Raw genomic sequence first — 26,758 nt, 5'->3', positions numbered from 1 at the left:
TTCTCTTAATCAGAGAATGGGGGCATTCGTATTTACTTCATGCGCAGCATCATTGTCCATAGATCCGAGCTCTCATATCCGAGCCGCCAAGCGGCAACGCCAGCGAGATCATATGCTTTGGCAAGATTGATGCGAGCTTTGACCGTAGCCTCGGTTTCCGCCCAAAATAAATAGGTGTAGCCATCTTTCATGTATTTATATTTCATTTGTCCGGATTCCTTATCCAATACGCCTTGCGCATTCGTATCGGCGATTAGCTTGGGCACTTCCTTCATGAAAATCGCACGATTCCCAACCAGCTTGTTATTGCTGTCGAGCTTCCACTCCCGAACATAAAAAGGAATGCCAAGCATGAGCTTGTTCCTTGGTATACCATAACCTAGAAATTGTTTTACGCCTTCTTCAACCCAAGCTAGACCTGCGACGGAGCCCGGCGTATCGCTGCCGCTCCAGTGCTCGTCATAAGCCATAATGACAATGGTATCCACCACAGCGGAGAGAGCGGCATGATCGTATGCGGCGTTATGATTCCAGCTTAAGCTGCCTCTAGGCAGATCGACGGACAGCTGCATGCCACTCGCGTGCACCGCTTTCGCCAGCGCGGTAACGAAGGCAGTGTAAGCCTTTCGATCGCTGCCCGCGACTTCTTCGAAGTCGAGATTCACGCCAGCAGCTCCAAGCTTAGAGAGCTTTGCGGTGAGATTGCCAATAAACTTTTGCTGGGCGGCATGGTTAGAAAGAAATGCTGTCGTAAGTTTTTTGTTGAACTGGTTATGAACGAGCGGCATCACCTTAATGCCTTGTTTCTTAAACGTATCTGCAACGGCTTGATCGGATGTATCCGTGAAAGTGCCGTCAGCAGCTGAGAGTTCAAACCAGGTTGGAGAATCAATCGATAATCCCTGCGTATTCGCCACATGACTTAATACTGTGGCGCTTGTCGCGCTGCCATTCCATCCCATATAAACGAGGCTTTTGGCGTTGCTCCACATTTTTCGGCCTTCGCTCGTTCTTACGCTGCTATTGGCATAAGCTTTCGCGAAAGCAACAGCACTGCTTCGTGTATTAAATGTTCGTAGTTTCTTCTCGCCTTGGTAGACGGCTAAGTAGGGAATACCTGACCAATAAACGTTGCCATTAAAATAAACCTCAGCATTTGGCGTTTTCTTAGCCATTTGCACGGCCGAGTCCAAGCTGTTAGCGGCGCTGACAGTTGCCCCATTTTGCATGACTAAATAGTTAGGCAGGTTCGAATGAACCACTTTGCTTGTTGCGGTATTAAGCACTTCACTTCCAGCTATGGCTGAGGAAGCATTGATCGCATCCAGAAGGAAAGAGTAGAGCGGCTGTCCTTCAACCGGAATGCCATTGACCGTAATTTGATAGGCTGAATTTGCTGCGCGCTGCGCTTTGACCTGAGCTTCAGTTAGGTTGCCCCATACCCATTTGTTCGTTGACAGCTCCATAACATGCGCGTTGCCCCATTTTTTAGCTTCTTGCTTTGCGGCTGCAAGCGTGAGAAAGGACCAGCTTTCCTTCGTATTGTCACCTTGGTAGAGCTTGTACTTTGCATACGATTGATAGGCCCAACCAATGTTTTCAAGATCGCGAATATGTACATTGGTTAGCTTTGTAGCTACGTGCAATGCCTGCTCATAAGTTTTAAACTCCCACTTGGGGTTCGTCTGACCATTTTGGTAAATCTTATAACGAGGGAAGTTATCCCAAACCCAGCCTCGGTCTGCAATTTTCTCTACATGGCTGTAACCGAATTTTTTGGCAAAAGCGATAGCCTGTGCCTCAGTAGCAAACTCACGCAGTGCTTGGTCATTTTGAAAGACCCGGAACTTTGTCATTTGTGTTGCTGCTGCGTCTACGATGCCGACAGTGCCGGTCATTATCGTTTGGCAAAGCAACAGCAGCAGTAAAGCTGTGCTCATCTTTCTTCTCATATGCTGTCTTCACACTCTCCTCTCGCAATCGTTTAGTTAGACGCGAGAAAGGAGGGGAGGTTGCTCGAAAGCTATCGATATTGCACTAGCAATAATTAGCAGATGAAAGAGATGATCTGAAATGAACAAAAAAACATCCGATAGCTGTCGTTTTTATCTTTGCGATAAAAGCAAGCTTCGGATGTTTCCTGTTTCTATTCGGTAATGTCCGCCCAAAATTCTTCGTCCGCGTCGAGCGAAATGTTGGAGCGGAAAACGCGCAGATTGTATTGTTTATAAATATATTGCTCAATAGCCTCGAGGATATTAGCCTCTATAATGAACTGGCTGCGGCCTTTCACCCAAACCTCAGCCGTGTATCCGTACTCCTCTTCCCATGAGAGCTGCACTTCCACGTCCGTTGGGCTTACGCCTCTTCGATCGGCCATGTTCAGGCAGATGGCGTTTATAATTTCATCCGTATAGATACGCACGATTAGTAAGGTCTCCGTTGATCTGGCGGGTTACGCTTGCTGCGAAGATATACGAACGCTACGCGAATGAGCATAATGATCGCGAAAATAGCGAGCAAGTTTATCATAAGCCCTAGAATATTGCCGAAAGCGCCCATGCCAGCGAACAAGCTGCCGAACATTAGACCAGCTAGGCCACCGATCATCAAGCCTTTCATTAGGCCGCCGCCGCTAAAAAATCCCGGCTTTGTCGTGCCTGCAGTTGCGCCTGCTTTTTTGCCCGGATTCGTTTGGCTAACGTTATCCGATTTCTTCGGGTTTTGTGTTACGCTTTGCTTTGGAGATTTAATGCCGCCGCGTGGTTTTGCATCGGCATACTGTCCGAACCCTAACGTAAAGAATAGAGCTAATGCCAGCATGACCATGAATCCCTTTTTCATCTGTCTTTTCTCCTCCTGATATGCTTAATACATCGATTGTTTACCAAACTTTAATACGGCTCATAGAGGCATAGGTTTCATTTATTTATATAGGATTGGTTTAAATGTATGAAAGTATAAGCGACATATGCTAATATTTTTATAATATAATGACAAAGCGTGCATAGAAATATGCTTGTCTTGGAGGATGAAATGAATAAATTTCCCAATGCGTATATTTCATATTTGGTTGAGCTGCACGCTACGCGAGATTTCTTCGAATGCCACGAGCTGCTTGAGGAATATTGGAAGGAGCATCCTGATGATCCGTTAGCGGACACATGGGTTGGACTAATCCAGCTGGCAGTTGGTCTTTATCATGAACGAAGAGGCAATCTGCGAGGGTCCTTGAAGATGCTGACGCAGGCGGGGCGGAAGCTATCGGCATCGCCGCTGGAGGAGCTGGGTATCGATAAGGATCGTTTGTTATTAGAGCTGAATCCGAGAATCGCTGCTCTTCAATCGGAGAAAGAAACGATTTATACGGATCTGAACCTGCAAATCGTTAACGAAGAGGTTATCTCTTTATGTCATGAAGCTTGCAAAAGCCGAGGTTTAATATGGGGGGCTTCAAGCCCGCTTGATGATGAATCGATTATTCACCGGCATACCAGGAGAGACCGTTCCGATGTTATCGCGGCAAGAATGGAAGCCTATACAGCAAAAAAACGGGAGCGCAACGGACTGTCTTAACAGCCGTCATGCTCCCGTTTCTATTACGCCTCTGGATAAGCGGCGTCTACCAGCTCTAATGCCCCTGTTTCCGAATCAATGATTAATCCATGAACAAGGATGTTTGCCGGCAGCAAGGGATGGTTGCGAATGATGCTAACGCTGTTTAGAACGCTGTCACGCACGTTATCAAAGCCGGTCAACCAGCGCATTAAATTGAGCCCGGAGTGTTTCAGCGTCGTAATGGTGTCCGTTGATACGCCGCGTTCCTCCATATGCTGAATAATCAGCTCGGGATTTATGCCCGTCATGCCGCAATTGGTATGGCCAATGACAAAAACCTCATCTGATTGCAGCTCATATAGCGCAACGAGGACGCTCCGCATAATGTTGCCGAAGGGCTGCGTGACAATCGCGCCGGCGTTTTTAATAATTTTGGCATCGCCGTTTTTGAGATTCATCGCTTTGGGCAGCATTTCAGTCAAACGCGTGTCCATGCAGGTGACAATGACCATTCGTTTGTTCGGGTACTTGCTTGTTGCATATTTTTCATATTCACGGTCTTCAACAAAAAACTTGTTGTAGGTTAAAATTTCGTCGATCTTGTTCATGCCGCACTTCCTTTGGTTATGAATCGAAGGTGAAGCGTATATATTTGGCTATCGCTCTTTAGGCTAAAACTGTCGTTGGATGGATTGTAATCGACGCGAAGCTGCGGCTCATAATAGATCTCATGTCGAGGCTCATAATAGAAGGGGAATGGTTCACCTTGTGCAAGCTTGTCGTCGACAGAAGGCTCGCTAATTAACTGAAGGGCAGGAACACCGCTGACGACGCAGCCGCAGCCTTCGGTATCGTGGAGGAGCTTCAGCAAGCTTTTGCCGTCTTGTAAATAGGGAGATAACCGTTCAATAGCTGCTTTCGAAAATTGGATATGCATATGGTTTCCTCTCTTTCTCTCTATTGCGCTGTATGTCTAGCAGGTTTAAGATGATTATAAGGATTGGAATAATGAAGATCAAGTGAAGTTCAAATGAATGGGACTAATCCGATAACAAAATGGAAAGGCGGAATAAATAATGTCGACAAAACATAACGAAGCTCTGCAAAGCTTTAAGGAAACGGTTCGCAAAATTTCAAGCTACGGAGAAGCGCTTGGGGTTCTCTATTGGGATCTGCGCACTGGCGCACCTCGCAAAGGGATGGATAACCGTTCCGAGGTTATCGGAGCCTTGTCCGCCGACCAATTCAAGCTTTCAACGTCGCCTGAGCTAGGAGAATGGCTGTCAACGCTTGAGGAAAGCTCAGTTTATTCGGAGCTTAACGAAATCGATCAGCGACTCGTCACGGAGACTCGCAAGGAATATGACCGCAGCGTCAAAATTCCTCCCAAGCTTTATCAAGAATATGTCGTGCTATCCTCGCAATCCGAGTCGAAGTGGGAGGAAGCGAAGGAAAATAATGATTACGCCGGCTTCCAGCCGTATTTGGAGAAGGTTATTTCGTACACGAACCAATTTATCGATCTTTGGGGTCCAAAAGCGACCCGTTATGATACGTTACTCGATCAATATGAGCCTGGGATGACGGTAGCCGAGCTTGACCGCGTATTCGGAGGCTTGCGTGCCCAGCTTGTTCCGCTCGCAGCAGCGATTGCGAATTCGCCGCATCAGCCGGATGCTTCATTCCTTAAGCAAAATTATGACAAAGCAGCACAAAAGGATTTCAGCTTGTACATACTGAAACAAATGGGCTATAACTTTGAAGCGGGACGTCTTGACGAAAGCGTGCATCCATTTGCTACCGGTCTAAATCCAGGCGATGTCCGCATTACGACACGTTATTTGGAAGACGATGTCACGAGCGCTTTGTTTGGCACGATACACGAGGGCGGCCATGCGCTGTACGAGCAAAACATTATGGAAGAGCTGATCGGTACAACGCTCTGCACAGGAACGTCCATGGGTATTCATGAATCGCAGTCTCGCTTCTGGGAAAATGTGATCGGCCGCAGCAGACCGTTCTGGAATCGTTATTTCGGCGAGATGCAGAAGCGTTTCCCTGGACAGCTCGACGTTAGCGTAGACCATTTCTACCGCGGGAACAACGTCGTACAGCCTTCCCTAATCCGGATTGAAGCCGATGAGCTGACTTACAACCTGCATATTATTATCCGCTACGAAATGGAGAAGCTGATCTTCAATGAAGGCGTGAAGGCTGCGGATCTGCCAGCCATCTGGAATGAAAAGTATAAAGAATATTTGGGCATAACGCCGCCAAACGATGCGGAAGGCGTGCTGCAGGACGTTCACTGGTCAGGCGGAGCGTTCGGTTACTTCCCTTCCTATTCGCTTGGCAATATGTACGCAGCTCAAATTGCAGATACGATGGAGCGTGAGCTTCAAGGCTTCTGGTCAAATGTCGAAAGCGGCGAGCTGCATCCTATTAAAGAGTGGCTGACCGAGCGGATATACAAATACGGCAAGCTTAGAACACCTTCCGAGCTCATTCAAAGCGTGACAGGCAAGCCGCTTGACCCTCAGCACTTGGTTACGTATTTGACGAACAAATATACGGATATTTATAAGCTGTAAGCTGTTAATGAACCAAAGCAAATTATTGCGTATCAATAGGAGGCTGTCCGATCGTCTAAATGGCGACACGGACAGCCTTCTTTTTTTGCGTACATTCACCGCCTATGCGGCTACCGCATAGGCTGGAGTACATCTACTTAACGCAAATGCGCAGGAGGGACCCAAAATGAAAAGACGTATGGTATTGTCGCTGCTGCTTTCGTTAGCACTCGTCATGACTGCTGTACTGGCAGGCTGCGGCAAAGGAGATTCGGATAAAGTGAAAGTCCGAATCGGCGAAGTCACTCGATCATTGTTTTACGCACCGGAGTATGTTGCGGTTGCGAAGGGCTTTTTTGAAGAGGAAGGCCTTGATGTGGAATTAACAACGACGCCGGGCGGCGACAAAACGATGACGGCATTGCTCTCAAACGCGATTGATGTTGCCCTGGTCGGTTCTGAAACGTCCATTTACGTCTATCAGCAAGGAACGGACGATCCAATCATCAACTTTGCGCAGCTGACGCAAACCGACGGAACATTCCTTGTAGCAAGAAAGGCGGATGCCAATTTTGATTGGAATTCGTTAAAAGGAAGTGTGTTCTTAGGTCAAAGAAAAGGCGGTATGCCGCAAATGGCTGGCGAATTTGCGCTGAAGAAGCTGGGGATCGATCCGAAAGCGGATTTGGAGCTGATTCAAAACGTTGATTTTGCGAACATTCCAGCAGCTTTTGCATCCGGAACCGGAGATTACGTACAGCTCTTTGAGCCAACGGCTTCGATTTTTGAGAAGGAAGGCAAAGGCCATGTTGTCGCCTCATTTGGCGCAGAAAGCGGACATCTGCCTTACACCGTCTTTATGGCGAAGCAGAGCTATATCAACAAAAACAAAAAAGTCGTTCAATCATTTACAAATGCGATCCATAAAGCGCAGCTATGGGTTCAAAACAACGACGCTGCTGCAATTACCGATGTTGTCCTTCCTTATTTTGAAAACGTAGATCGCGATATTTTGATCAGCTCGATCGATCGTTACAAGCAGCAAGGCTCATTCGCAACGGATCCGATCATTGACGAAGCGGAATGGAATAACCTGCTGGACGTCATTACGACAGCCGGAGAGCTAAAGAAGCGTACGGAGCACAGCGAGCTGGTGAATACTACCTTTGCTGAAAAAGCGATCGAAGCGGTGAAATAACCGCAGGGCAGGAAATGGAGGCTTAGGCATGACGCATGTACCAGTGCTTGAGCTGCAGCAATTATCACATGTTTATGTGAATGAAAAGGGGGCCTCGCTCGCAGTCGAGCACATCGAGCTGACGGTTGAGCGAGGGGAGTTCATTAGTCTGGTCGGGCCAAGCGGCTGCGGCAAGACGACGGTGCTCAGCCTGCTCGCAGGGTTGTTTCCTCCGACAAAAGGTCAAGTGCTGCTTAATGGCGAGCGGGTTGTCGGCCCCTCGCCTAAAGTAGGCTATATGCTGCAGCAAGATTATTTGTTTCCTTGGCGTTCGATTAGAGAAAACGCCGCCGTAGGACTAGAAATTAGCGGCCACAAGACAGAGAAGGCGCTGCAAGCCGTCGATAAGCTGCTGGATGAGCTTGGTTTGCCGGATTCGGGCCGCAGATATCCGCATGAATTGTCAGGGGGCATGCGTCAAAGAGTCGCGCTAGCCAGAACGCTTGCCACGGAGCCGGAGGTGCTTCTGCTCGATGAGCCGTTCTCGGCGCTAGACCTTCATATAAAGCTTCAGCTTGAAGACTTGGTTCATCAGACGCTGAAGCGGCTTGGCAAAACAGCTGTACTCGTGACGCATGATTTGGCGGAAGCGGCTGCGATGAGCGACCGGGTTATCGTGCTTGGCCGCAACCCTGGCCATATTCGCCGGGAGGTTGAAATACCCGAGGATATTCGCCTGGCTACGCCAATGGCGGCTCGCAAGCTGCCGGGCTTTCAAGAGCTGTTCGACCGTTTATGGGCAGAGCTTGATAAGGAAGACTTGGAAGTAGGTGGGCAGAGTGGATGATCACAAAGGGACGGGACGGATGAAGACGGATAAGCAGGATGAGGCTGCTATATCGGGTATTCAGGACGATCGTCGCGATTGGATGAGCGACCTTCATACCCGTTTTAAATCGCAGAAGCGGCGTGTAACGGCTGCTGTAATCGCTGCTCAGGCCGTTCTTCTCCTCTTGTTCGTTAGCCTATGGGAAGCAGCCGGACGCAATAATTGGATCGATCCGCTGCTGTTCAGCTATCCGTCCAAAATGTTTTTGCAGCTTTGGAAGACGATGGTGGACGGCTCGATTTGGCCGCATGTCGGGATGACCGTCACCGAAACGATCGTCGGGTTTGTGCTGGGCACGCTTCTAGGCACTGCGATAGCGGCGGCACTTTGGTGGTTCCCGTTTTTGTCTCGCGTGTTTGATCCTTATTTAGTCGTGCTTAACAGCATGCCGAAGGTTGCGCTTGGCCCGATCTTTATCGTAGGGCTAGGACCGGGCTTTATGTCGATCGTGGCAATTACGTTGTCGGTTACCGTTATTATCACGACATTAAATATATACAATCGTTTTCGGGAAATCGATTCGGGCTACATCAAGGTTGTCAGGCTGTTCGGAGCCTCCCGATTGCAGCTGTTCAAGCTTGTCATTTTGCCAGGATCGTTTCCCGTCATCATATCTACTTTAAAGGTAAATGTCGGTCTGGCATGGATCGGCGTCATCGTTGGCGAGTTTCTCGTTGCGAAGCTGGGTCTTGGCTATTTGATTATTTATGGGTTTCAGGTTTTCAACTTTACGCTGGTATTGTCCAGCTTGATCGTTATCGCGGTAGTTGCAACGGTTATGTACCAGCTGGTTGCCGCCCTTGAGCGGCGGTTGACGGAAGGCTGGCGCGAGCGGTAGGATGTAGAAATAAATCTTATCGTACGCGAGGTTATTTCATGGGCATTCGTATTATCAAAACGGCGTTAGCCGCCATCGCAGCCATCTATACTGCCGTATATTTTGGGCTGGAGCCGCCGCTCGGCGCCGGGATTCTTGCTATTCTCGGCGTTGAAGTGACGCGGATGAAAGGGCTGAAGAGCGCATTTGTGCGATTTATCGCCTCGGTGCTCGGACTTTTTTTTGCATCGCTTATTTTCACCTTGTTCGGCTTTCACATTTGGGCGGTTGCCGTCTTTATTCTCATCACCTTTCCAGTGTTGTCGCGTTTTCAATTGAAGGACGGCATCGTTACAAGCTCCGTTATCGTCTTCCATCTATTCAACCGCGGCGAGGTGACGACGGGGATTATCAGCAACGAGATTATGCTGCTATTCGCCGGCCTTGGCTGGGCAACGATCGTGAACATCATATACATGCCGAAGGATGAGCATCGCCTTAACGATTACCGTTCAGCGATCGAGCATAACTTCGGCGTTATTTTTCAAGAAATGGCGTTCACGCTGCGCAATCCGGCACATGTATGGAATGGCGGCGAAATATTGGAAGCCTACTCAGCTATTGAAGACGGCGCGCACCAATCCGTCCGCAATCGGGAAAATCGGCTATGGGGCCAAGAGGAATATTGGTCGACCTATTTCGAGATGCGCAGGCAGCAGCTTGAATCGGTGCAGCAAATGCTCGTTGAGCTCGCATTCGTCTATCAGAAATTCCCGCAGGCGGTCATGATTGCGGATTTGCTGGATCAGCTCTCGAGCGACGTGAAATCAGATGTGTACAAAGGCAATGTGGAGGACCGGCACGATAGGCTGGCGCAATCATTCCAAGCGATGGAGCTGCCGAAAACACGCGATGAGTTCGAGGTACGCGCTTCGCTTCTCATGCTGCTGCGCGAGCTGGAGCGGTATTTAGCCATTGCAAAGCGATTAAAAAAAAGAAAAGTCATGTCGTCCGAACTTCTGCCATAGAATGTAAAGGGAAAAATTCGTTGCGAAGGCAAGCGTATACGGCTGTGGCGGCAAGGGAGACGCAGCTATCGTATCACGTAGGAATACAAGCGTATTTATAGGAATAAACCTATAATATCTCGTATTCAGAACGTATACGGCTGACGTCTACTAAGACGGCGCAGCATACGTATAGCTGAGAAATATAAGCATCGGTATAAGGGTGAGGCTTATGTATTCTTATATTTTGAGCGTAACGGCTATATGAAGGCCTTGGGCGGTCTAGTATACGCTACGCAAAGATCTATATGGATCGCTATAAGTATGAAACTTATATAATCTTATATTTCGAGAAAATAAACAGTCACCCTAGACGAATGTCCTGCATACACTTTAAATGAATGATTGTATGGAGGAGGTTAAATCAATGACTATTGCAGATAAGCAGCTCCAGTACAGAGAAATAATTACGAAAGCTGTCTGCGGCAAAGGTCGTAAGTTTTCCACTGTAACCCATACCGTAACGCCGCCTCATCATCCGACCAGTATTCTGGGAGCATGGATAATCAACCATCAGTATGAAGCGGTTCGTTCGGGCGACGGCATTGAGGTAATTGGTACTTACGATATCAACATTTGGTATTCGTACAGCAAAAACTCGCAGACAGACGTAGCTAAGGAATCCGTGCATTACGTCGAGCATGTCAACCTCTCCTATGTAGATCCGAAACATCGGCCTTCTACAGTGGAAGTGTCAGCCGACGTCATTCAGGAGCCGAACTGTATCGAAGCGAATATTTCTTCGAACGGCTCTGGCGTCGTGATTCGGGTAGAGCGTGAGTTTTCGGTGGAGCTGGTTGCCGAGACTAAGGTTTGCGTGGCAGTACTTCCAGGCGGTTGCGGCGACCTGGACGGCAAGGATTTGGAGTTCAGCCTCGGCGATAACGATTATGAGGATTTGGATCCAGATTTGCTGGACGACGAGCTGTAAGCAAGCCGGGAAGCTTTGCTGTCTAAGGTATCATATGCTGCGGGAGCGGCAAATTCGAGGGCGAAAGCCCTCTTTTTTTTTGAAATCTTTAACGGCATGTATCACATTCGTGCAAAAAATGATTAAAGGCGGGAAGCAGGATGGCTTCGACGTGGATATGGCGAGGCAGCTACGATCGGCTGGAGAGCGTTGCACATAGCCCAAATGACCCGGATATTGCGGGAGAGCGCAGCGGAAAGCCGCTCCGTTCCCAGCCGTGGACAGAGGTGGCGGCTGGCGATGCGGTAATCGCATGGTCGGATGCCCGAACGATTGACTGCAGCCGGTTTCCGGGCGTTTGGGTGCTGAACGCAAGCGGCCACATCGCTGCTAAGCAGTCGGATGCAGAGAAGCTGCACATTTGGCGCCGTGCGGGGCTTTGCGGCGGACCGCCCATTGAGAGCGAGCGTTTGTTTCGCGTTGGCATCGTTCATTTGGAGCCGGTGGAAATGCAGCGCATCGATGCCATGGGGAAAATCATGCCGAGCAAGCCGCTGCTGGCAGGGGATACAGGCGGCTGGCCAGAGGACCCGGCGCTGCGGCGGGTTGTTCGTACAGCGATATCTGCGCTGTACACGCTCGGCCTCGATATCGGTGAGGCCGAGGTCGCGCTTGGCGGGGACGGGCGCACAGCCGTCCGCGCTGCTTGGCCGAAGCTGAGGGATACGAGGCTGGAGGCGGCATCGCTGCGGCGATTCGCCGCTTGGCATGCGGCGGCGGGAGCTGGGGCTGCTGATCGGGAGCTGCTTATTGGCGCCGATCCGGAGTTTGTACTCGTGACGCCGGCTGGCAAGGTTGCGGCGGCGTCGCGGTTTTTTGGCGCTGGCATCGGCGGGGCAGCCGGTGCCGACGCCGTGCTTGTCGGGCGACGGCTGCTGTATCCCGTCGCCGAGCTGCGGCCCGAGCCGGCGGATAGCCCGGCCGCGCTCGCCGCGAACGTGCGGCGCCTATTGCAGCGCGCCGCCGACCGGATCAGCGAGCCCTCGCTGCGCTGGGCCGCAGGAGCCATGCCCGTGCCGGGGCTTGCGCTCGGCGGGCATATCCACCTCAGCGGAGCGCCGCTGACGAGCCGCTTGCTCCGCCTGCTCGACAGCTACGCGGCATTCCCGCTCGCTCTCGTAGAGGACCCCGCAGGGCGGGCCCGCCGTCCCCGGTACGGAACGCTCGGGGACTTCCGCCAGCAGCCGCATGGCGGGTTCGAATACCGGACGCTGCCGAGCTGGCTCGTCTCGCCGGCAGCGGCCAAAGCCTCCTTCGCGTTAGCGCTGCTATGCGCCCGCGAAGCATTAAAACTTTCTTACATACCGGCTCTCGAGGAGCGGTATGTCGAAGCCTATTACGCCGGCGATCGCTCCGAGCTCGCCGGCTGCCTGGACGGCCTTGCCGCATCCATCTCCGCCACTTCCAGCTACCGCGAGCTTGCTCCCTATATCGAGCCGCTCTTAGAAGCGGCAAGGCGCGGCACGACTTGGGATGAAAGCTCGGACATCCGCGTGAAGTGGCGGCTGCCGCTATAGTTAACCCGGTTAATTTTTTCGTATTTGTTTGTTTAACCACGAACATCAGACCTTTTGTTCCGATTCAAACTGTTTTCCGTTATGGCGCACATCTGTTCCGCTTGTTATAATGAATATCTAATGTTTACTGCGTGGGATAGGGCAGCACAATCGGCTTGCGTATGTAATTAATGATATTAACTATAACAGAACGAACGAAGCGCCATGATAGATACGTTATTGAGGAGGATCGGAATGGCTGGATATACTCCAATGATTTTGCAATATCTTGCAATTAAAGAAGAAGCGAAGGATGCTTTCTTATTTTTTCGATTAGGCGATTTTTATGAAATGTTTTTTGAGGACGCAAAAGCAGCATCCCGCGAGCTGGAGATTACGTTAACGGGCCGAGAGGGCGGCGGAGAGCAAAAGATCCCGATGTGCGGCGTGCCTTACCACTCCGCCGAAAACTATATTAGCAGACTCGTTGAAAAAGGCTACAAAGTAGCGATCTGCGAGCAGGTAGAAGACCCGGCGGCAGCGAAAGGCGTTGTGCGCCGGGAGATTGTGCGCATAATTACGCCGGGTACGGTCATGGAATCGAAAGCGCTGGAAGGCAAAACAAACAATTTTATCGCTGCCATCGTCCGGGTTGGCGGCATATTAGGGCTGTCCGCTTGCGATCTATCGACGGGCGAGCTTTATGTAACCTCTTTCCCAGAGCATATGGAAGCGCTGATCGATGAAATCAACGTCTATCAGCCCTCCGAGCTCGTAGGAGACAGCGAGCTGCTGAGCCATGTCCAAGCGGCAGCGGTCTGGAATAAGCAGCTGCTGCTTACCCCTCGCGAGCCGATGGCTGCGGACAAGCTGACCGAGCAGTTCGGCGAGCAAGAGCTTGGCAAAGTAACAGGAGCCAGGCTGCAGGCTGTTAGCGTCCTGACGGGTTACCTGGAGGAAACCCAGAAGCGCTCGCTCGGCCATGTGCGTACAATAACGAGCTATGAGCCCAATCAGTTTATGATTTTGGATCATTACACTAGAAGAAACCTAGAGCTAACCGAAACCGTGCGCGACCGCAACAAAAAAGGCTCGCTGCTTTGGCTGCTTGATCGCACGCAGACGTCGATGGGCGCGCGCTTGCTGCGCCGCTGGATTGACAAGCCGCTGCTAAGCAGCGCTGCCGTGGAAGCCCGTTTGGATGCGGTTGAGACGCTATACCTTGATTTGATCTTGAGAGACGACATTCGCAGCGAGCTTCAGCCGATCTACGACCTGGAGAGGCTCGTAGGCAGGGTAGCCTTCGGCAGCGCGAACGGACGCGATTTGAATGCGCTGCGCAGCTCGCTGCGCCGTATTCCGCAGCTTACAGCGTTATGTGAGCAATCCGGATCAAAGGTGCTCCAAGCGCTTGTTGACGGGACGGATAACTGTTCTGATTTGGCTGATCTCATTGAGACGGTACTTGTCGATGAGCCGCCTGTTACGATTCGAGAGGGCGGATTGATCCGCGCGGGCTATGACGCTTATTTGGACCAATTGCGCGAAGCGAGCACGAACGGCAAGAAATGGCTGGCAGAGCTAGAGCGCCAAGAGCGCGAGGCAACCGGCATCAAAACGTTGAAAATCGGCTACAACCGCATATTCGGCTATTATTTAGAGGTTTCCAAAGCGAATCTATCGAGCCTGCCGGAAGGCAGATACGAGCGCAAGCAGACGCTTGCCAATGCAGAGCGCTTCGTCACGCCCGAGCTGAAAGAGAAAGAGCGTCTTATTCTTGAAGCGGAGGACAAAATGGTCGATTTGGAGCATGAGCGCTTCATTGAATTAAGAGACCATTTATCGCATCATCTGCATAGGCTCCAAAAAGCTGCCGCGATCATTGCCGAGCTTGATGTTTATCAATCATTGGCAACGGTGAGCGCGGAGCGCAGGTTTACTCGTCCGAAGGTGACGGAGAGCTATGATTTGCACATCGAGGACGGCAAGCATCCGGTCGTTGAAGCGATGATGGATGGAACGCCATTTATTTCAAACGGAACGGAGCTTCATAAGGACAAGCAGTGGATGCTGCTTATTACGGGTCCGAATATGGCCGGCAAAAGCACTTACATGCGCCAAGTGGCGCTCATTTGCATCATGGCCCAAATAGGCTGCTTCGTTCCTGCGAGGTCTGCTGTCATTCCGCTAATCGATCGCATTTTCACCCGAATCGGCGCTGCAGATGATCTTATTGGCGGTCAGAGTACGTTTATGGTGGAGATGAAGGACATTCAGCTGATGACCGAGAAGGCAACCTCGAACAGTCTTGTCATTATTGACGAGCTGGGCCGCGGCACCTCAACGGGCGAAGGCATGGCCATTGCTCAGGCAGTTATCGAGTACGTGCATCATCATATCGGCTGCAAAGCACTCGTATCCACGCATTTCCATGAGCTGGCTCATTTAGAAGAATCTTTGCCTTCGCTCACGAATGCACGTATGGCAGTCGAGGAAAGCGGCGATAATGTAACGTTTCTGCGTAAGCTTATTCCGGGTGCGGCCAGTACAAGCTACGGCATTTATTGTGCACAGCTGGCTGGCTTGCCGCAGTCGATTATCGGCAGAGCATATGAGCTGCTAGATGAAACGGTTGAATTGGATTTGCAAAAGGCGGCACCGATCGGAAGAGCAAATACACCGCTCGCTGAATCTGCGTATTCGTATGAGGAGATTCCTGCCAAACAACCGGATGGGAAGAAGCAAGCCGAGCTGGCGCTTGAGTCCCGCGGAATCGTTCAGCTCTCTATCTTTGACGAGCCGGCGGCTGCCAAGGAAGCAGAGCCTGCCAAGCGGAAAGCAAGCCCGAAGGCAGAGCTGCTGGCCGATCAGTTGCGCAAGCTTGACTTGTTTAATTTAACGCCTATGCAGGCGATGCAGTGGCTAAATGATATGAAGAGTAAATTGAACGACTAGCCATGCGAGAGGGGGAGAGGTAACGCCATGGGAAAAATCAAAGTGCTGGACGAGCAGCTTGCCAACCAAATCGCGGCGGGTGAAGTAGTCGAGAGACCGGCTTCGGTCGTCAAGGAGCTGGTCGAGAATGCGGTTGATGCTGGAAGCACGACAGTAGATATTATGATCGAAGAAGGCGGCCTATCGCTAATTAAGGTCATCGACAACGGCTACGGCATCGAGGCGTCCGATATCGTTACGGCTTTTCAGCGGCATGCGACGAGTAAAATTTCGACGAGCAGCGATCTCTTTCGCATTGCTAGCTTAGGCTTTAGAGGCGAGGCGCTGCCGAGTATTGCCGCCGTATCGCGGCTGCAATGCATCTCATCGGAGACGTCCACCGGTCTTGCGCGCCGCATCGCGATTGAAGGCGGCAAGGTGACGATTGATGAGCCTGCAAATGCGCCGCAAGGAACGGAAATGACCGTGCGCGATTTATTTTACAACACGCCTGCGCGGCTTAAATATATGAAAGCGATCCAAACGGAGCTTGGCCATATTTCCGATTATATTAACCGGATTGCGCTAGCTCATCCTGGCATCGCCTTTACGTTTAAACATAACGGAAACGTGCTTCTGCGAACGCTTGGAACAGGCGATAGGCTGCAAGTCATTGCCGCCGTTTATGGTTCAAATACGGCGAAGGTCATGCTTCCCATTGAAGCGGAGACTTCCGATTACGAGCTGCGCGGCTACATCTCGAAGCCTGAGCTGACACGCGCCAATCGCAATGGCATAACCGCGATCGTAAACGGACGTTATATACGAAGCCACACCATTAACCAATCGTTGCTGCAAGCCTATCATACGCTGCTGCCGATCAACCGTTTTCCGCTGGCTATATTGGAGCTGGGCATGCATCCCAGCTTGCTTGATGTCAACGTTCACCCATCCAAGATGGAGGTCAGATTCAGCAAGGAGCCGGAGCTACGCACGCTGATTGAGGATGCCATTAAAGCGGTGCTCGGTCGCCAGCGCCATATTCCGGGACCTGAATCGAGCAGCAAGCAGGAGCGTTCCAAACCTTTGTTCGTGCAAGATGCGATCTCGTTCCACCGTCCTGAGTCGGCTGCGGATTCCTTTAAGCCGTTTCAGCCTGCCCAATCATCGAGTAAGCCAAATGCAGCATCTTATAAGCCGCCGGTCATTGAACGTGAATACGTCCCTCGCAATGCGGCTGAGAAGCTGTATGCGCCGCCTCCACCGAACATGGAGGCATTAGCTGTTCGGGAGGCGTCAGCGCCATGGGCTGAAGCAGCGGCATCCACAGTCGCCGAGCAAACGATGGCAGAGCCTGCTCAGATTGATTTGCAACAAGAGCAGTTGGAAGCGGAACGTCTAGAAGGCGACGCATCGGCAAACGAAGTCAGCTTGCCTGACATGCCTCCGGCTGAAGCGCCGGTTGCGCAGCTGCCTTCCGATGACGATGCTCCGGGCGGCGAGCCGTCATTCCCCGAGCTGTACTGGATCGGGCAGCATCACGGCACCTATATCGTTGCCCAGTCGCAGGATGGGCTGTATTTGATTGACCAGCATGCGGCTCACGAACGAATTAATTATGAATATTATTTCCATAAATTTGGCCACCCCGAAGCGGCAAGCCAGCAGCTGCTCGTTCCGCTTACGTTTGAGTTTACGACAGGCGAGGCTGCACAGCTGAGGGACCTTATTCCTATGTTTGCGCAAGCGGGAGTAGAGCTTGAGCCCTTTGGCTCACAGACGTTTCTCGTACGCTCTTACCCGGAATGGATGCCGCAGGGCGAGGAGCAGTCCTTGCTTGAGGAGATGGCGGAGCTGCTTATTGCCGAGCGGAAGTCCATTGATATCGGCAAGCTGCGCGAGAAAGCCGCCATTATGTGCGCCTGCAAAGCATCCATCAAGGCAAATGACCGGATGAATCGCGAGGAAGGCGAGACATTGCTGGCAAGGCTTGCGAATTGCAAGCAGCCGTATACATGCCCGCATGGGCGTCCTATCATCGTGCATCTTTCGACCTATCAGCTGGAGAAAATGTTCAAGCGGGTGATGTCTTGATTGTCACTACAACGGCTAAGCCTTCTTCCCGTGCGCTCGAACAGGCAAGCAGGCTGTCGGCAGAGCTTGCTTCTCCGCTCAAAGCGCGCGGCAATCTGACGGTGAATAAGCTTTTGACGCTAAGCCATGACAGGCGTTTGATCGTTGTGACCGAGGAAGAGGTTCGCTACTATGACGGTCAATCGGAGACGCCGCTTTATTTTCATCCCAGCATGGCCTATGTTCGGGTAAAGCGGCTGCGGCGCGGCGAGACGGATCCTCTCATTCAGCTCTCTGGCTGCGAGGAGGGGGATCATGTCATCGATTGCACAGCAGGGCTTGCATCGGATTCGCTTGTCTTCTCATATGCCGCTGGACCTAGCGGTTCTGTCACCGCAATCGAAAGCGAGCCTGTGCTTTGCGCGCTCGTACGAGAGGGACTGGCTGGCTACGAGACCAGTCTTCCCGATGTGAATGAGGCAATGCGACGCATTGCGATGAAATGCGTGAATCATATAGAATATTTGTCAGGATTGCCTGACAACAGCGTGGACATCGTTTATTTTGATCCGATGTTTAGACAGCCGATTAACGAATCCAGCTCGATGGAGCCGCTTCGCGCCGTCGCCAATATGGATGCCTTATCAAGTGATGCAATTGAGCAGGCAAAGCGGGTTGCCCGCAAAAGCGTAGTGCTAAAGGAGCATCAAGCAAGTGAAGAGTTTGCAAGGCTCGGCTTCGAGCGTCGGCATGTCAATACTTCGAAAATCGCATATGGAGTGATACAGCTTTGAGTGAACAACTAAACATCGCGCAGCAGGCTGCGGAAGAAAGGCCGGTTCGCAAACAGCCGCTGCTTGTGCTCATCGGACCGACTGCAGTCGGCAAGACGCGGATGAGCCTTGACATTGCCAAAGCCTGGAATGCCGAAATTATTTCCGGTGATTCCATGCAGGTATACCGCGGAATGGATATTGGGACGGCCAAAATCGCGCTGGATGAGCGTGAAGGCATTCCGCATCACTTGATTGACATTTGCGAACCGGATCAAGCGTATTCCGCAGCCGATTTTCAGGCAGGCGCTACAGCTGCGATCGAACAAATTGCTGGTCGCGGCAAACTGCCTTTTATCGTCGGGGGCACTGGGCTTTACGTAGAATCGGTTTGTTATCAATTTCAGTTTGCTGATATTGGCTCCGATGAAGCTTTCCGGCTTGAGCAGGAGCGCTTCGCCGCTGAATTTGGTCATGAAGCGCTGCATGCGAAGCTGGCAGCCATTGATCCTCCGGCTGGAGAGCGGCTGCATCCCAACGACCTGAGACGGGTTATTCGCGCGCTTGAGGTCTACCATATGACAGGCCAGACTTTTTCGGAGCAGCAAGCAGGCCAAACGAAGGGGTCTCCTTATGAGCTTTGCATCATCGGTTTGACTATGGACCGTGCGGAGTTGTATCGTAGAATAGAGCAGCGGATAGATTTGATGATGGAACAAGGACTGGTAGATGAGGTGAGGCAGTTACTTGAACGAGATTTGCCGCCAGCCGCGGTCGCAATGCAGGGTCTTGGCTATAAGGAAATCGCAGATTATTTACGTGGAAATTGCTCGCTGGAAGCAGCTGTAGAGAGGCTCAAAAGAGATACGCGCAGATTTGCCAAACGCCAGCTTTCTTGGTTCCGCCATATGAATGACATTCATTGGATCGATATGGGGGAAAATTTTCACAACAATTTGCAAGTCGTTCATGGTATAATAGCAGGAAAGTTTCAAGTTAATCTTGAATATACTTCTAATCAATCTTTTTAAGACGGGGGTAACGTCCAATGAACAAATCGATCAATATTCAAGATACGTTCCTGAATCAGCTTCGCAAAGACAACATACCGGTTACGGTTTTTTTAATGAATGGCTTTCAAATTCGGGGCGTTATTAAAGCGTTCGATAATTTCACGATCATCATCGACAGCGAAGGTCGTCAACAAATGGTATATAAACACGCTATTTCGACGTTTACCCCGCAGCGGAACGTTTCTCTTATGCAGCAGGATCATAGCGGTTCCGAATCATAGGCAAGAGCAATAGTGAAACTTTCTAACAACGTGTATCGTTTAACTAGATAGCGGCATGCAAGAGCAACCCGCTCCAAGCTGGGTTGCTCTTGTCGTTTTGTGGCAAAAATAGATAGAAGAACTTTGGAACAACAGGAGGGGAGTCGGCAATGGCTGAACGACCACGCAGCAAGACTGCACCGAAACAGAAGAAGAAAAAAAGGATATCGGGAAAAAAATGGTTTTATGGTTTATTCTTTACTGCAGTAATCGCAATCATTTGCGGCATTATCGGTTACTTGCTTATTGTGTTAAACGGTGAGCGGGTGTTGACTGAAAATGCCAATAAGCTGGTGTTCGGCGAAGCATCCATTATCTACGATGCGAAAGGCGAAGAGATTGCCAGACTGTCTGATCCGAATGAAAACCGTGAGATAGCAGAGTTTTCTGAAATGCCTAAGCAGCTTCTTAATGCGATTGTCGCAACGGAAGACCAACGCTTCTATGAGCATTCGGGCATCGACTTTTTTGCTATCGGGCGAGCAGTGGTGAAGGACGTTATTGCACGCAGCGCAGTAGAGGGCGCGAGTACGATTACGCAGCAGCTAGCCAAAAACGTGTTTTTGACGGCGGACAAAACGTTTTTCCGTAAAGCGACTGAAGCCTCTATTGCAGTGGCGCTAGAGCATAAGATGTCCAAAGAAGAAATCTTAGGCATGTATTTAAACCGGATCTTCTTCGGCAAAAGGGTACACGGCGTGAAGGAAGCGGCAAGATATTATTTTGACACTGACCTCGACAAGCTCGAACTGTGGCAGATCGCAACGCTTGCGGCTATGCCGAAGGCGCCTAACCGTTACAATCCAATCATGCATCCGGAGGATTCCATGAACCGGAGAGCGGTCGTACTCAAGCTTATGTACGATCAAGGCTATATAACGGCGGCCGAGATGGAGGAAGCTAAAGCGGTTGTATACGAGGTTCCGAAAAACTTTGATGAGAGAAACACGGACAAGTATCCAGCCTTTATCGATTACGTTGTTGAGGAAGCGGTAGAGAAAACTAAAATGTCCGAGGAAGAGCTTCGGATCGGAGGCTACCGTATCTATACTACGCTTAACCAGCAAGCGCAAAACGCGATGGATACGCAGTTCGACAACGATGAAAACTTTGAAAAGAGCAAGGATGAGCAGCAGGTTGAAGGCGCGATGATTATTATTGATCACCGTGACGGCACGATCCAGGCGCTGACAGGCGGCAGGGATTACGTCAAGAAGGGGCTCAACCGCGTTGAAGTTCCGCGTCAGCCAGGTTCTGCTTTTAAACCGATCATTTCATATGGACCAGCGCTTGAAACAGGCGAGTACTACCCATGGACCGTGCTTGCCAATGATAAAAAATGTTACGGAAGCTATTGTCCGACGGATAGATGGGGAGCGACTCCGGTCACGATGCAGCAAGCGATTAAGGATTCGCGAAATCTGGCGTCTGTCTGGATGTTGAACCAAGTAGGCCTTAAAAGCGGTTTTGCATTTGCAAGCAAGCTTGGCTTTGCATTGGAGAAAGATGACCGCAATTTGACGGCCGCGCTTGGTGGATTGACGAAGGGTGCCACGCCAATGCAAATGGCTACCGCATACAGTGTTTTTGCAAATGGCGGGAAGTCGGTTGATACGCATGCGATCACGAAGATCGAAGGCAAAAAATTCAATCCTTACGTCTATAAAGCCCCAGTATCCAAGCAACTTATGTCTGCCGATACAGCCTATTATCTGACGGAGATGATGCAAACGGTCGTTCAGAAGGGCGGTACGGGTACACGTGCGGCAATCGACCGTCCGCTAGCGGGTAAAACAGGTACAACGCAGCACGGTATTCCAGGTTACACAGGCTCGGGTATTCGTGATGCTTGGTTTGTCGGATACACGCCGGAGTGGACAGCATCGGTATGGATGGGATACGATAAGACAAATAAGGAACACATCCTAAAGACTGGCAGCAGTCAAGCCGCATCCATGTTCTCTAAGGTTATGAAGTCCGCAATGAAGGATGTACCGAAGTCGAGCTTTGTTAAACCGCAAGGCATTAAAGAAAATAAGCCGCCGGCAGCTATTACGAATTTTAATGCGGCATATATTCCAGAACAGACAAGAGTTCAGTTGTCATGGGACGCTTATAAGGATGGAGAAGTCACTTATCAAGTGTTCCGCAAGGAAGCGTCGGAGAGTGAATTTATTCATTTTGTAGATACGCCTTCAACTAGCGTTGACGATATGAGTGCTTTCCCGGGCATGACCTATGAATATTATGTCGTTGCTTATGATGCCAAGAACGATCAGGAAAGCCCGCCATCCCAGAAAGTTAAAGTTGTCATTCCAGAGACGGAAATAATTCCTGACATTCCGATGGAACCGGATCCGAACAACCCCGATGGTGGTGAAATAACCCCTCCAATCGATGGGGGAGAAGGTGAAGTTACGCCTCCTCCTAGCGATGGAACGGAGCAGCCAGGGGAAACGGAAAATCCTGGAACGATTAATCCAAGTCCAACACCGACTCCTGGAAATGGCGATGGTAACGGCAACAGCACCAATGCTTTAGGAAACTCTGAAACCGGCGGCAATACGCAAGGAACGGGTGGTTAGTAATGGTGATTAGAAAGAAAACGCGATTCCTTTTTTTGATCGCAGTTGTCGCAGTTGTGCTGTTAATGTCAGGCTGCGGCAAAAGCGGTTCTGGGAAAAGCGCAGAAGCTTCGGCTAAGACGATGAGCTGGGACAAGATGCCGGAAATGCAGATTGATCTCGATAAATCGTACTTAGCGAAGTTTCAAACTTCAAAAGGCGACTTTACGGTGGAGCTGTTCGCGGATTTAGCGCCGGTAACGGTGAACAATTTTGTGTTTCTAGCCCGCGAAGGCTTTTATGAAGGGTTGTCCTTTCACCGTATAATCGAGTCCTTTATGATTCAAACCGGTGACCCGAAGGGCAATGGGACGGGTACGCCGGGTTATTCTATTCCGGATGAGCTTAATACGGAGAAGAAGTACGAAGAAGGCGTCGTCGCAATGGCAAATGCCAGCAAGCCTAATTCAGGAGGCAGCCAGTTTTTCATATGCACGGGGCCCGACGCTTCCAATTTGAACCGGGAGCCGAATTATACGATTTTTGGCAAAGTGAAGAGCGGCATGGACACCGTCCAAGCCATTTCGAAGACACCTTTGAAAAACAATGTCCCTGCCGAAAATATTACGGTTCAAGCGATTGAAATCGTTGAGCAATAAACAAAAATACCGCCCATTCGTGGCGGTATTTTTTTGTTTTGGGACGGAGAGCTTGGTTTATTTTGCCGGTCGGCTGGAGATGGACGTTAAGATATGGTAATCTTTTTTTATAGGTAAATTTCAACTGTCGTTAATCACGAGTTGTTCGTTGTTCAATCAAAGCAAGGAAAAGCTATGCATGAGTTGGCAAGCTTTTCCTAAATGAACGGAAAGGTACGTTCCGTATGAAGAGAAAATTTTCAGACCGGGCTAACTGGCGGCGTATCCTGCGCAAAAGCTATTCGTGCCTAGCGCTTGACGGCGATGAGTTCAAAGGGCTCGTAACGTTTTACCGGATTCATGAATTGCGTGAGCCGTTATGGAAGGAATATAACGGACGGAGACTTTGTTTGGCCGATCGCGGCTACTTATGGATGCAGCATTTTCCACGAGGCGAGCATTTTGTCGTAACGACGATGTTTGATGATAAAGGACGCGTCGTGCAGTGGTATATCGATGTATGCAAAACGCAAGGCTTAACGGATCAGCAGGTGCCTTGGTTCGATGATCTTTATTTGGACGTAGTCGTACTGCCAAGCGGAGAAGTGTTCCTCATGGACGAGGATGAGCTCGAAGACGCGCATAGGCAGGGTGATGTAAATGGCAAGGATGTGGCACTCGCTCGAAAAACGGCCGGTAAATTGCTCTCGAGCATTCGCAACGGCAGATTCCGTTATTTTACGCTTAGCCTTAAACACCGTAAGAGCTTGCTTGAGCGAACCGGGGAGTTAAGCGAATCATGAATACGGCAACAGGCAGGAGGAGCAGATCGCGGAAACGAACGAAAAAGCGTCATCCGTGGCTGCTCCTGTTTCGTGTTGTTGCATGGACCATCTGTGCAGGCGTCTTTTGGTGCGGATATTTATTATGGTTAATTAATGGTTTTCCCATGGATAAGCAGTTAGTCAAGGCGGATGCCGGCATTGTGCTGGGGGCCGCTTTATGGAATGACGTACCAAGTCCAGCGCTTAAGGAACGGCTGGACTTCGCATACCGATTATTCGATACGGGATTGGTGGACAAGCTTATTTTGTCCGGCGGCTTGGATAACAACGGTTCGGTGAAGACGGAAGCAGAGGGCATGCGCGACTATCTCATTGCAAAAGGTATTTCAGCTGACAAGCTGTTGCTAGAAAACAAAGCGACCAGCACGTACGAAAACCTATCGTTCAGCAAGAGCATTGCCGAGCAGCATAAGCTGACCGATTTGATCGTTATTACACATGATTACCATGCAGCCCGTTCTAAGGAGATTGCCAAAAAGCTTGATTTCAAGTCTTTTCAAGTCGCTGCAACCAAATCGAAGGTGCTAAATCCGGTATACAACGAGTCACGCGAGGTACTAGCTTTTACGAAATGGAGGCTCGACTCGCTGCTTCTCGCTTTCGGAATTCCCTATTCGGATTCATCGCTGTAAATCTGCTAATATGCTGCCGCAAGGTAGAATAAACTTGTAGTGCGGTTTAGCCGCTACAGCTTTTGATGCAAAGGATAGGTGATGCGACAGATGAGTGGACACGTCATATCAGGCCCCGGAAATGGCACCGCAAGGCCTTCCCGGCAAATTAATGTGGTCCTTAGAAGTCAAGAGACATTTCAATTAGGCGCATCTGCGCATGCGCTCGAGGCTGACCCGCTGCCGGCTGTCAAGCCGCTGCCAGGCGTAGATCATTATGCCGATATTCAGAAAGAGCTTGAGCCGATGATTGGCATGGAAAACGTGAAGTCACTTGTGTACGAAATATATGCTTTGCTTTATATTAGCCGAATGCGTTCCGAAGCGGGGCTGTTTGGCGGCTCGCATGTGTACCATATGATTTTTAAGGGCAATCCGGGGACGGGGAAGACGACGATTGCCCGTATCGTGGCGAAGCTTTTTCAGAAGATGGGTGTCCTAGCGAAGGGGCATCTAATCGAGGTGGAACGAGCGGATCTTGTTGGCGAATATATTGGCCATACGGCGCAGAAGACACGCGACCTCGTCCGCAAGGCGATCGGCGGCGTGCTGTTCGTGGATGAAGCCTACAGCCTCGCCCGCGGCGGGGAGAAGGACTTTGGCAAGGAAGCCATTGATACATTGGTCAAAGCGATGGAAGATCACAAAAATCAATTTGTGCTGATCCTCGCAGGTTATCCTGCCGAGATCGAGGACTTCTTGCTGACGAATCCAGGGCTGCCGTCACGCTTTCCGATCCAGATCGAATTTCCGGATTATTCGGTTGATCAGTTGATACAGATCAGCGAGCTGATGGCCAAGGATCGTGACTATATTTTGCTCCCGCAGACCATATTTAAATTAAGGCAGCATCTGATGCAGGAGAAGCTAAGCACCATGTTCTCCTTCAGCAATGCCAGATATGTTAGAAATGCTATTGAGAAGTCGATCAGGTATCAGGCCGTTCGCCTGCTTACGCAATACGCCAGTTCCGTTCCTGCGAAGCAGGAGCTTATGACGATCAGGCCTGAGGATTTGAAGTGGGACACAAAGACATAATGACGGCGTAGTTTAGAAGGAGTATGAGATGAGCGAGAAAACATTCGATACCAACCCCAATATGGTTGAAAAAGCGATACTGATAAGTTTAGTTACAAATAACGATAAGCGTAAGGGCGGCGACCCGGAGATGTCGCTTCAGGAGTTGGTGCAGCTAACCGAGACAGCAGGCGTTGAAGTGCTAACCACCATTACGCAAAATAAAGAAACAGCCGACTCCAAATGGTTTATCGGCAAAGGCAAGGTGCAGGAGGTTAAAGCGCTGGCTGATGAGCTTGGGGCGACAACGGCAATATTCGATCAGGAGCTCTCCGGCGCTCAGGTTCGCAATCTCGAAGAGTCGCTGGATTTAAAAATCGTCGACCGGACGCAGTTGATTTTGGATATTTTTGCTGGCCGTGCCAAAACGCGTGAAGGTATTATCCAAGTTGAGCTCGCACAGCTCAGCTATTTGCTGCCGCGCCTATCTGGGCAAAGCAAAAACCTATCGCGTCTAGGCGGCGGCATCGGTACTCGTGGGCCAGGGGAAACTAAGCTTGAGACTGACCGCCGTCATATTCGCGATCGGATTTTTGATCTCAAGACTGTTCTTGAAGAGGTTGTCCGCCACCGGAAGCTGCACCGCGAACGCCGCAAAAAATCAGGCGCCATCCAAGTTGCATTGGTTGGTTATACGAATGCCGGCAAATCGACATTGCTCCGTGAGCTGACGAATGCGGATGTTTACGTTGAGAATCAGTTGTTTGCTACGCTAGATCCCACCTCGCGGACGCTCGAGCTGCCTAACGGCAGAGAAATCGTACTGACGGATACGGTAGGCTTTATTCAAAATTTGCCGCATGACCTTGTTGCCGCTTTCCGTGCGACCTTGGAGGAAGTATGCGAGGCCGACCTTGTGCTCCATGTTATTGACAGCAGCTCGCCGATGCGCGATGAACAAATTAAGGTGGTTAACAAAATATTAGGCGACCTTGGCGCCGCAGATAAGCCCTATGTAATGGTCTATAATAAAAAGGATATGTGCATAAATGACGGTTCATTGGCGGATTTGCCCATCACCGGCGGCGATAACCTCGTGATCAGCGCTTATGATGCGGAGGATCTTGAGCTTTTAAGGCAGACCATTCAAGATAAGCTGAGCGGGGATACGCTAACGTTCATCGTACCAGCTGAGCGCGGCGATCTTATCGCACTCGCTTATCGCAGCGGTGAGGTTATTAATCAAGAGATCGATGAACAGTCGCTTCGGCTAACTGTACATGTTAGCAAACAAGAGTATGAACAGCATGGGCATCGATTGAAACAATTTATTGAGCAGTAAGTTTTGCTGAGCAAAACGTTGAAG

24 protein-coding genes are annotated in these 26,758 nt (G+C 50.4%); 19 read left to right on the top strand and 5 right to left on the bottom strand.

The window, feature by feature from the left end:
• Positions 1–32: 32 nt before the first annotated feature.
• From ADU23_RS25190 to ADU23_RS25180, 3 genes are all read right to left on the bottom strand, one after another.
• The gene (locus ADU23_RS25190; RefSeq protein WP_231637526.1) at positions 33–1,940 is read right to left on the bottom strand and encodes a glycosyl hydrolase family 18 protein; all 1,908 of its coding nucleotides are present in this window, start codon (positions 1,938–1,940) and stop codon (positions 33–35) included.
• Between the two features lie 206 nt (positions 1,941–2,146).
• The gene (locus ADU23_RS25185; RefSeq protein ID WP_176707671.1) at positions 2,147–2,425 is read right to left on the bottom strand and encodes a YxcD family protein; all 279 of its coding nucleotides are present in this window, start codon (positions 2,423–2,425) and stop codon (positions 2,147–2,149) included.
• A gap of 2 nt (positions 2,426–2,427) precedes the next feature.
• The gene (locus ADU23_RS25180; RefSeq protein WP_053376267.1) at positions 2,428–2,844 is read right to left on the bottom strand and encodes a hypothetical protein; all 417 of its coding nucleotides are present in this window, start codon (positions 2,842–2,844) and stop codon (positions 2,428–2,430) included.
• 192 nt (positions 2,845–3,036) lie between these two features.
• On the opposite strand from ADU23_RS25180, the gene ADU23_RS25175 reads away from it, so the two are divergent.
• Complete coding sequence (locus ADU23_RS25175; protein ID WP_053376266.1) at positions 3,037–3,576, top strand: DUF309 domain-containing protein; 540 nt, start codon at positions 3,037–3,039, stop codon at positions 3,574–3,576.
• Between the two features lie 23 nt (positions 3,577–3,599).
• Here the strand turns inward: ADU23_RS25175 and ADU23_RS25170 are convergent, their stop codons facing one another.
• On the bottom strand, positions 3,600–4,166 hold the full coding sequence (locus tag ADU23_RS25170; protein WP_053376265.1) for a beta-class carbonic anhydrase: 567 nt from the start codon (positions 4,164–4,166) through the stop codon (positions 3,600–3,602).
• Positions 4,163–4,495, bottom strand: coding sequence for an iron-sulfur cluster biosynthesis family protein (locus tag ADU23_RS25165; RefSeq protein WP_053376264.1), 333 nt, complete (start codon positions 4,493–4,495; stop codon positions 4,163–4,165). Before ADU23_RS25165 ends, ADU23_RS25170 begins: the two co-directional genes overlap by 4 nt.
• A gap of 139 nt (positions 4,496–4,634) precedes the next feature.
• On the opposite strand from ADU23_RS25165, the gene ADU23_RS25160 reads away from it, so the two are divergent.
• The 18 genes from ADU23_RS25160 (at position 4,635) to hflX (ending at position 26,734) form a co-directional block, all read left to right on the top strand.
• The gene (locus ADU23_RS25160; protein ID WP_053376263.1) at positions 4,635–6,149 is read left to right on the top strand and encodes a carboxypeptidase M32; all 1,515 of its coding nucleotides are present in this window, start codon (positions 4,635–4,637) and stop codon (positions 6,147–6,149) included.
• A 166-nt stretch (positions 6,150–6,315) separates the two neighbouring features.
• A complete protein-coding gene (locus tag ADU23_RS25155; protein ID WP_053376262.1) occupies positions 6,316–7,326 on the top strand; it encodes an ABC transporter substrate-binding protein in 1,011 nt (336 codons plus the stop codon).
• A gap of 28 nt (positions 7,327–7,354) precedes the next feature.
• Positions 7,355–8,152, top strand: coding sequence for an ABC transporter ATP-binding protein (locus ADU23_RS25150; RefSeq protein ID WP_053376261.1), 798 nt, complete (start codon positions 7,355–7,357; stop codon positions 8,150–8,152).
• An 82-nt stretch (positions 8,153–8,234) separates the two neighbouring features.
• Positions 8,235–9,032: an ABC transporter permease gene (locus tag ADU23_RS25145; protein ID WP_442950660.1), complete on the top strand. Its 798-nt coding sequence runs from the start codon at positions 8,235–8,237 to the stop codon at positions 9,030–9,032.
• A 38-nt stretch (positions 9,033–9,070) separates the two neighbouring features.
• The gene (locus ADU23_RS25140) at positions 9,071–10,039 is read left to right on the top strand and encodes an aromatic acid exporter family protein (protein WP_053376260.1); all 969 of its coding nucleotides are present in this window, start codon (positions 9,071–9,073) and stop codon (positions 10,037–10,039) included.
• A gap of 406 nt (positions 10,040–10,445) precedes the next feature.
• The gene (locus ADU23_RS25135; RefSeq protein WP_053376259.1) at positions 10,446–11,009 is read left to right on the top strand and encodes an outer spore coat protein CotE; all 564 of its coding nucleotides are present in this window, start codon (positions 10,446–10,448) and stop codon (positions 11,007–11,009) included.
• Positions 11,010–11,149: 140 nt separating this feature from the next.
• Positions 11,150–12,565 (top strand): putative amidoligase domain-containing protein, encoded by a 1,416-nt coding sequence (locus ADU23_RS25130; RefSeq protein WP_053376258.1) that lies wholly within the window; start codon positions 11,150–11,152, stop codon positions 12,563–12,565.
• A gap of 234 nt (positions 12,566–12,799) precedes the next feature.
• Positions 12,800–15,499: a DNA mismatch repair protein MutS gene (mutS, locus tag ADU23_RS25125; RefSeq protein ID WP_053376257.1), complete on the top strand. Its 2,700-nt coding sequence runs from the start codon at positions 12,800–12,802 to the stop codon at positions 15,497–15,499.
• A 27-nt stretch (positions 15,500–15,526) separates the two neighbouring features.
• On the top strand, positions 15,527–17,572 hold the full coding sequence (mutL, locus tag ADU23_RS25120; RefSeq protein WP_053376256.1) for a DNA mismatch repair endonuclease MutL: 2,046 nt from the start codon (positions 15,527–15,529) through the stop codon (positions 17,570–17,572).
• Positions 17,569–18,345, top strand: coding sequence for a class I SAM-dependent methyltransferase (locus ADU23_RS25115; protein ID WP_053376255.1), 777 nt, complete (start codon positions 17,569–17,571; stop codon positions 18,343–18,345). The genes mutL and ADU23_RS25115 overlap by 4 nt, the downstream gene beginning before the upstream one ends.
• The gene (gene miaA, locus ADU23_RS25110) at positions 18,342–19,355 is read left to right on the top strand and encodes a tRNA (adenosine(37)-N6)-dimethylallyltransferase MiaA (RefSeq protein WP_442950624.1); all 1,014 of its coding nucleotides are present in this window, start codon (positions 18,342–18,344) and stop codon (positions 19,353–19,355) included. Before ADU23_RS25115 ends, miaA begins: the two co-directional genes overlap by 4 nt.
• A 17-nt stretch (positions 19,356–19,372) precedes the next feature.
• Positions 19,373–19,618, top strand: coding sequence for an RNA chaperone Hfq (hfq, locus tag ADU23_RS25105; protein ID WP_053376254.1), 246 nt, complete (start codon positions 19,373–19,375; stop codon positions 19,616–19,618).
• A gap of 149 nt (positions 19,619–19,767) precedes the next feature.
• The gene (locus ADU23_RS25100; protein WP_053376253.1) at positions 19,768–22,242 is read left to right on the top strand and encodes a penicillin-binding protein 1A; all 2,475 of its coding nucleotides are present in this window, start codon (positions 19,768–19,770) and stop codon (positions 22,240–22,242) included.
• A 2-nt stretch (positions 22,243–22,244) separates the two neighbouring features.
• Entirely contained in the window at positions 22,245–22,880 is a 636-nt protein-coding gene (locus ADU23_RS25095; RefSeq protein ID WP_063846101.1) for a peptidylprolyl isomerase, read from the top strand.
• Between the two features lie 224 nt (positions 22,881–23,104).
• Positions 23,105–23,662 (top strand): DUF402 domain-containing protein, encoded by a 558-nt coding sequence (locus tag ADU23_RS25090; RefSeq protein ID WP_053376252.1) that lies wholly within the window; start codon positions 23,105–23,107, stop codon positions 23,660–23,662.
• On the top strand, positions 23,659–24,336 hold the full coding sequence (locus ADU23_RS25085) for a YdcF family protein (protein WP_053376251.1): 678 nt from the start codon (positions 23,659–23,661) through the stop codon (positions 24,334–24,336). Before ADU23_RS25090 ends, ADU23_RS25085 begins: the two co-directional genes overlap by 4 nt.
• 90 nt (positions 24,337–24,426) lie before the next feature.
• Positions 24,427–25,413 (top strand): AAA family ATPase, encoded by a 987-nt coding sequence (locus ADU23_RS25080; protein ID WP_053376250.1) that lies wholly within the window; start codon positions 24,427–24,429, stop codon positions 25,411–25,413.
• A gap of 28 nt (positions 25,414–25,441) precedes the next feature.
• Positions 25,442–26,734, top strand: coding sequence for a GTPase HflX (hflX, locus tag ADU23_RS25075; RefSeq protein ID WP_053376249.1), 1,293 nt, complete (start codon positions 25,442–25,444; stop codon positions 26,732–26,734).
• The last annotated feature ends 24 nt before the right edge of the window (positions 26,735–26,758 follow it).

It is taken from the genome of Paenibacillus sp. FJAT-27812 (genome assembly GCF_001273905.1).
Taxonomy (GTDB): Bacteria; Bacillota; Bacilli; order Paenibacillales; family Paenibacillaceae; genus Pristimantibacillus.
The sequence above is the reverse complement of the archived record's forward strand: the minus strand, read 5'-3'. Positions and strand labels throughout refer to the sequence as shown.

Excerpts from the sequence above, each read along its gene's own strand:
- ADU23_RS25190 (WP_231637526.1), bottom strand. The coding sequence starts at position 1,940 with ATGAGCACAGCTTTACTGCTGCTGTTGCTTTGCCAAACGATAATGACC.
- ADU23_RS25180 (WP_053376267.1), bottom strand. The coding sequence starts at position 2,844 with ATGAAAAAGGGATTCATGGTCATGCTGGCATTAGCTCTATTCTTTACG.
- ADU23_RS25175 (WP_053376266.1), top strand. The coding sequence starts at position 3,037 with ATGAATAAATTTCCCAATGCGTATATTTCATATTTGGTTGAGCTGCAC.
- ADU23_RS25170 (WP_053376265.1), bottom strand. The coding sequence starts at position 4,166 with ATGAACAAGATCGACGAAATTTTAACCTACAACAAGTTTTTTGTTGAA.
- ADU23_RS25165 (WP_053376264.1), bottom strand. The coding sequence starts at position 4,495 with ATGCATATCCAATTTTCGAAAGCAGCTATTGAACGGTTATCTCCCTAT.
- ADU23_RS25160 (WP_053376263.1), top strand. The coding sequence starts at position 4,635 with ATGTCGACAAAACATAACGAAGCTCTGCAAAGCTTTAAGGAAACGGTT.
- ADU23_RS25155 (WP_053376262.1), top strand. The coding sequence starts at position 6,316 with ATGAAAAGACGTATGGTATTGTCGCTGCTGCTTTCGTTAGCACTCGTC.
- ADU23_RS25150 (WP_053376261.1), top strand. The coding sequence starts at position 7,355 with ATGACGCATGTACCAGTGCTTGAGCTGCAGCAATTATCACATGTTTAT.
- ADU23_RS25145 (WP_442950660.1), top strand. The coding sequence starts at position 8,235 with ATGAGCGACCTTCATACCCGTTTTAAATCGCAGAAGCGGCGTGTAACG.
- ADU23_RS25140 (WP_053376260.1), top strand. The coding sequence starts at position 9,071 with ATGGGCATTCGTATTATCAAAACGGCGTTAGCCGCCATCGCAGCCATC.
- ADU23_RS25135 (WP_053376259.1), top strand. The coding sequence starts at position 10,446 with ATGACTATTGCAGATAAGCAGCTCCAGTACAGAGAAATAATTACGAAA.
- ADU23_RS25130 (WP_053376258.1), top strand. The coding sequence starts at position 11,150 with ATGGCTTCGACGTGGATATGGCGAGGCAGCTACGATCGGCTGGAGAGC.
- mutS (WP_053376257.1), top strand. The coding sequence starts at position 12,800 with ATGGCTGGATATACTCCAATGATTTTGCAATATCTTGCAATTAAAGAA.
- mutL (WP_053376256.1), top strand. The coding sequence starts at position 15,527 with ATGGGAAAAATCAAAGTGCTGGACGAGCAGCTTGCCAACCAAATCGCG.
- hfq (WP_053376254.1), top strand. The coding sequence starts at position 19,373 with ATGAACAAATCGATCAATATTCAAGATACGTTCCTGAATCAGCTTCGC.
- ADU23_RS25100 (WP_053376253.1), top strand. The coding sequence starts at position 19,768 with ATGGCTGAACGACCACGCAGCAAGACTGCACCGAAACAGAAGAAGAAA.
- ADU23_RS25095 (WP_063846101.1), top strand. The coding sequence starts at position 22,245 with ATGGTGATTAGAAAGAAAACGCGATTCCTTTTTTTGATCGCAGTTGTC.
- ADU23_RS25090 (WP_053376252.1), top strand. The coding sequence starts at position 23,105 with ATGAAGAGAAAATTTTCAGACCGGGCTAACTGGCGGCGTATCCTGCGC.
- ADU23_RS25085 (WP_053376251.1), top strand. The coding sequence starts at position 23,659 with ATGAATACGGCAACAGGCAGGAGGAGCAGATCGCGGAAACGAACGAAA.
- ADU23_RS25080 (WP_053376250.1), top strand. The coding sequence starts at position 24,427 with ATGAGTGGACACGTCATATCAGGCCCCGGAAATGGCACCGCAAGGCCT.
- hflX (WP_053376249.1), top strand. The coding sequence starts at position 25,442 with ATGAGCGAGAAAACATTCGATACCAACCCCAATATGGTTGAAAAAGCG.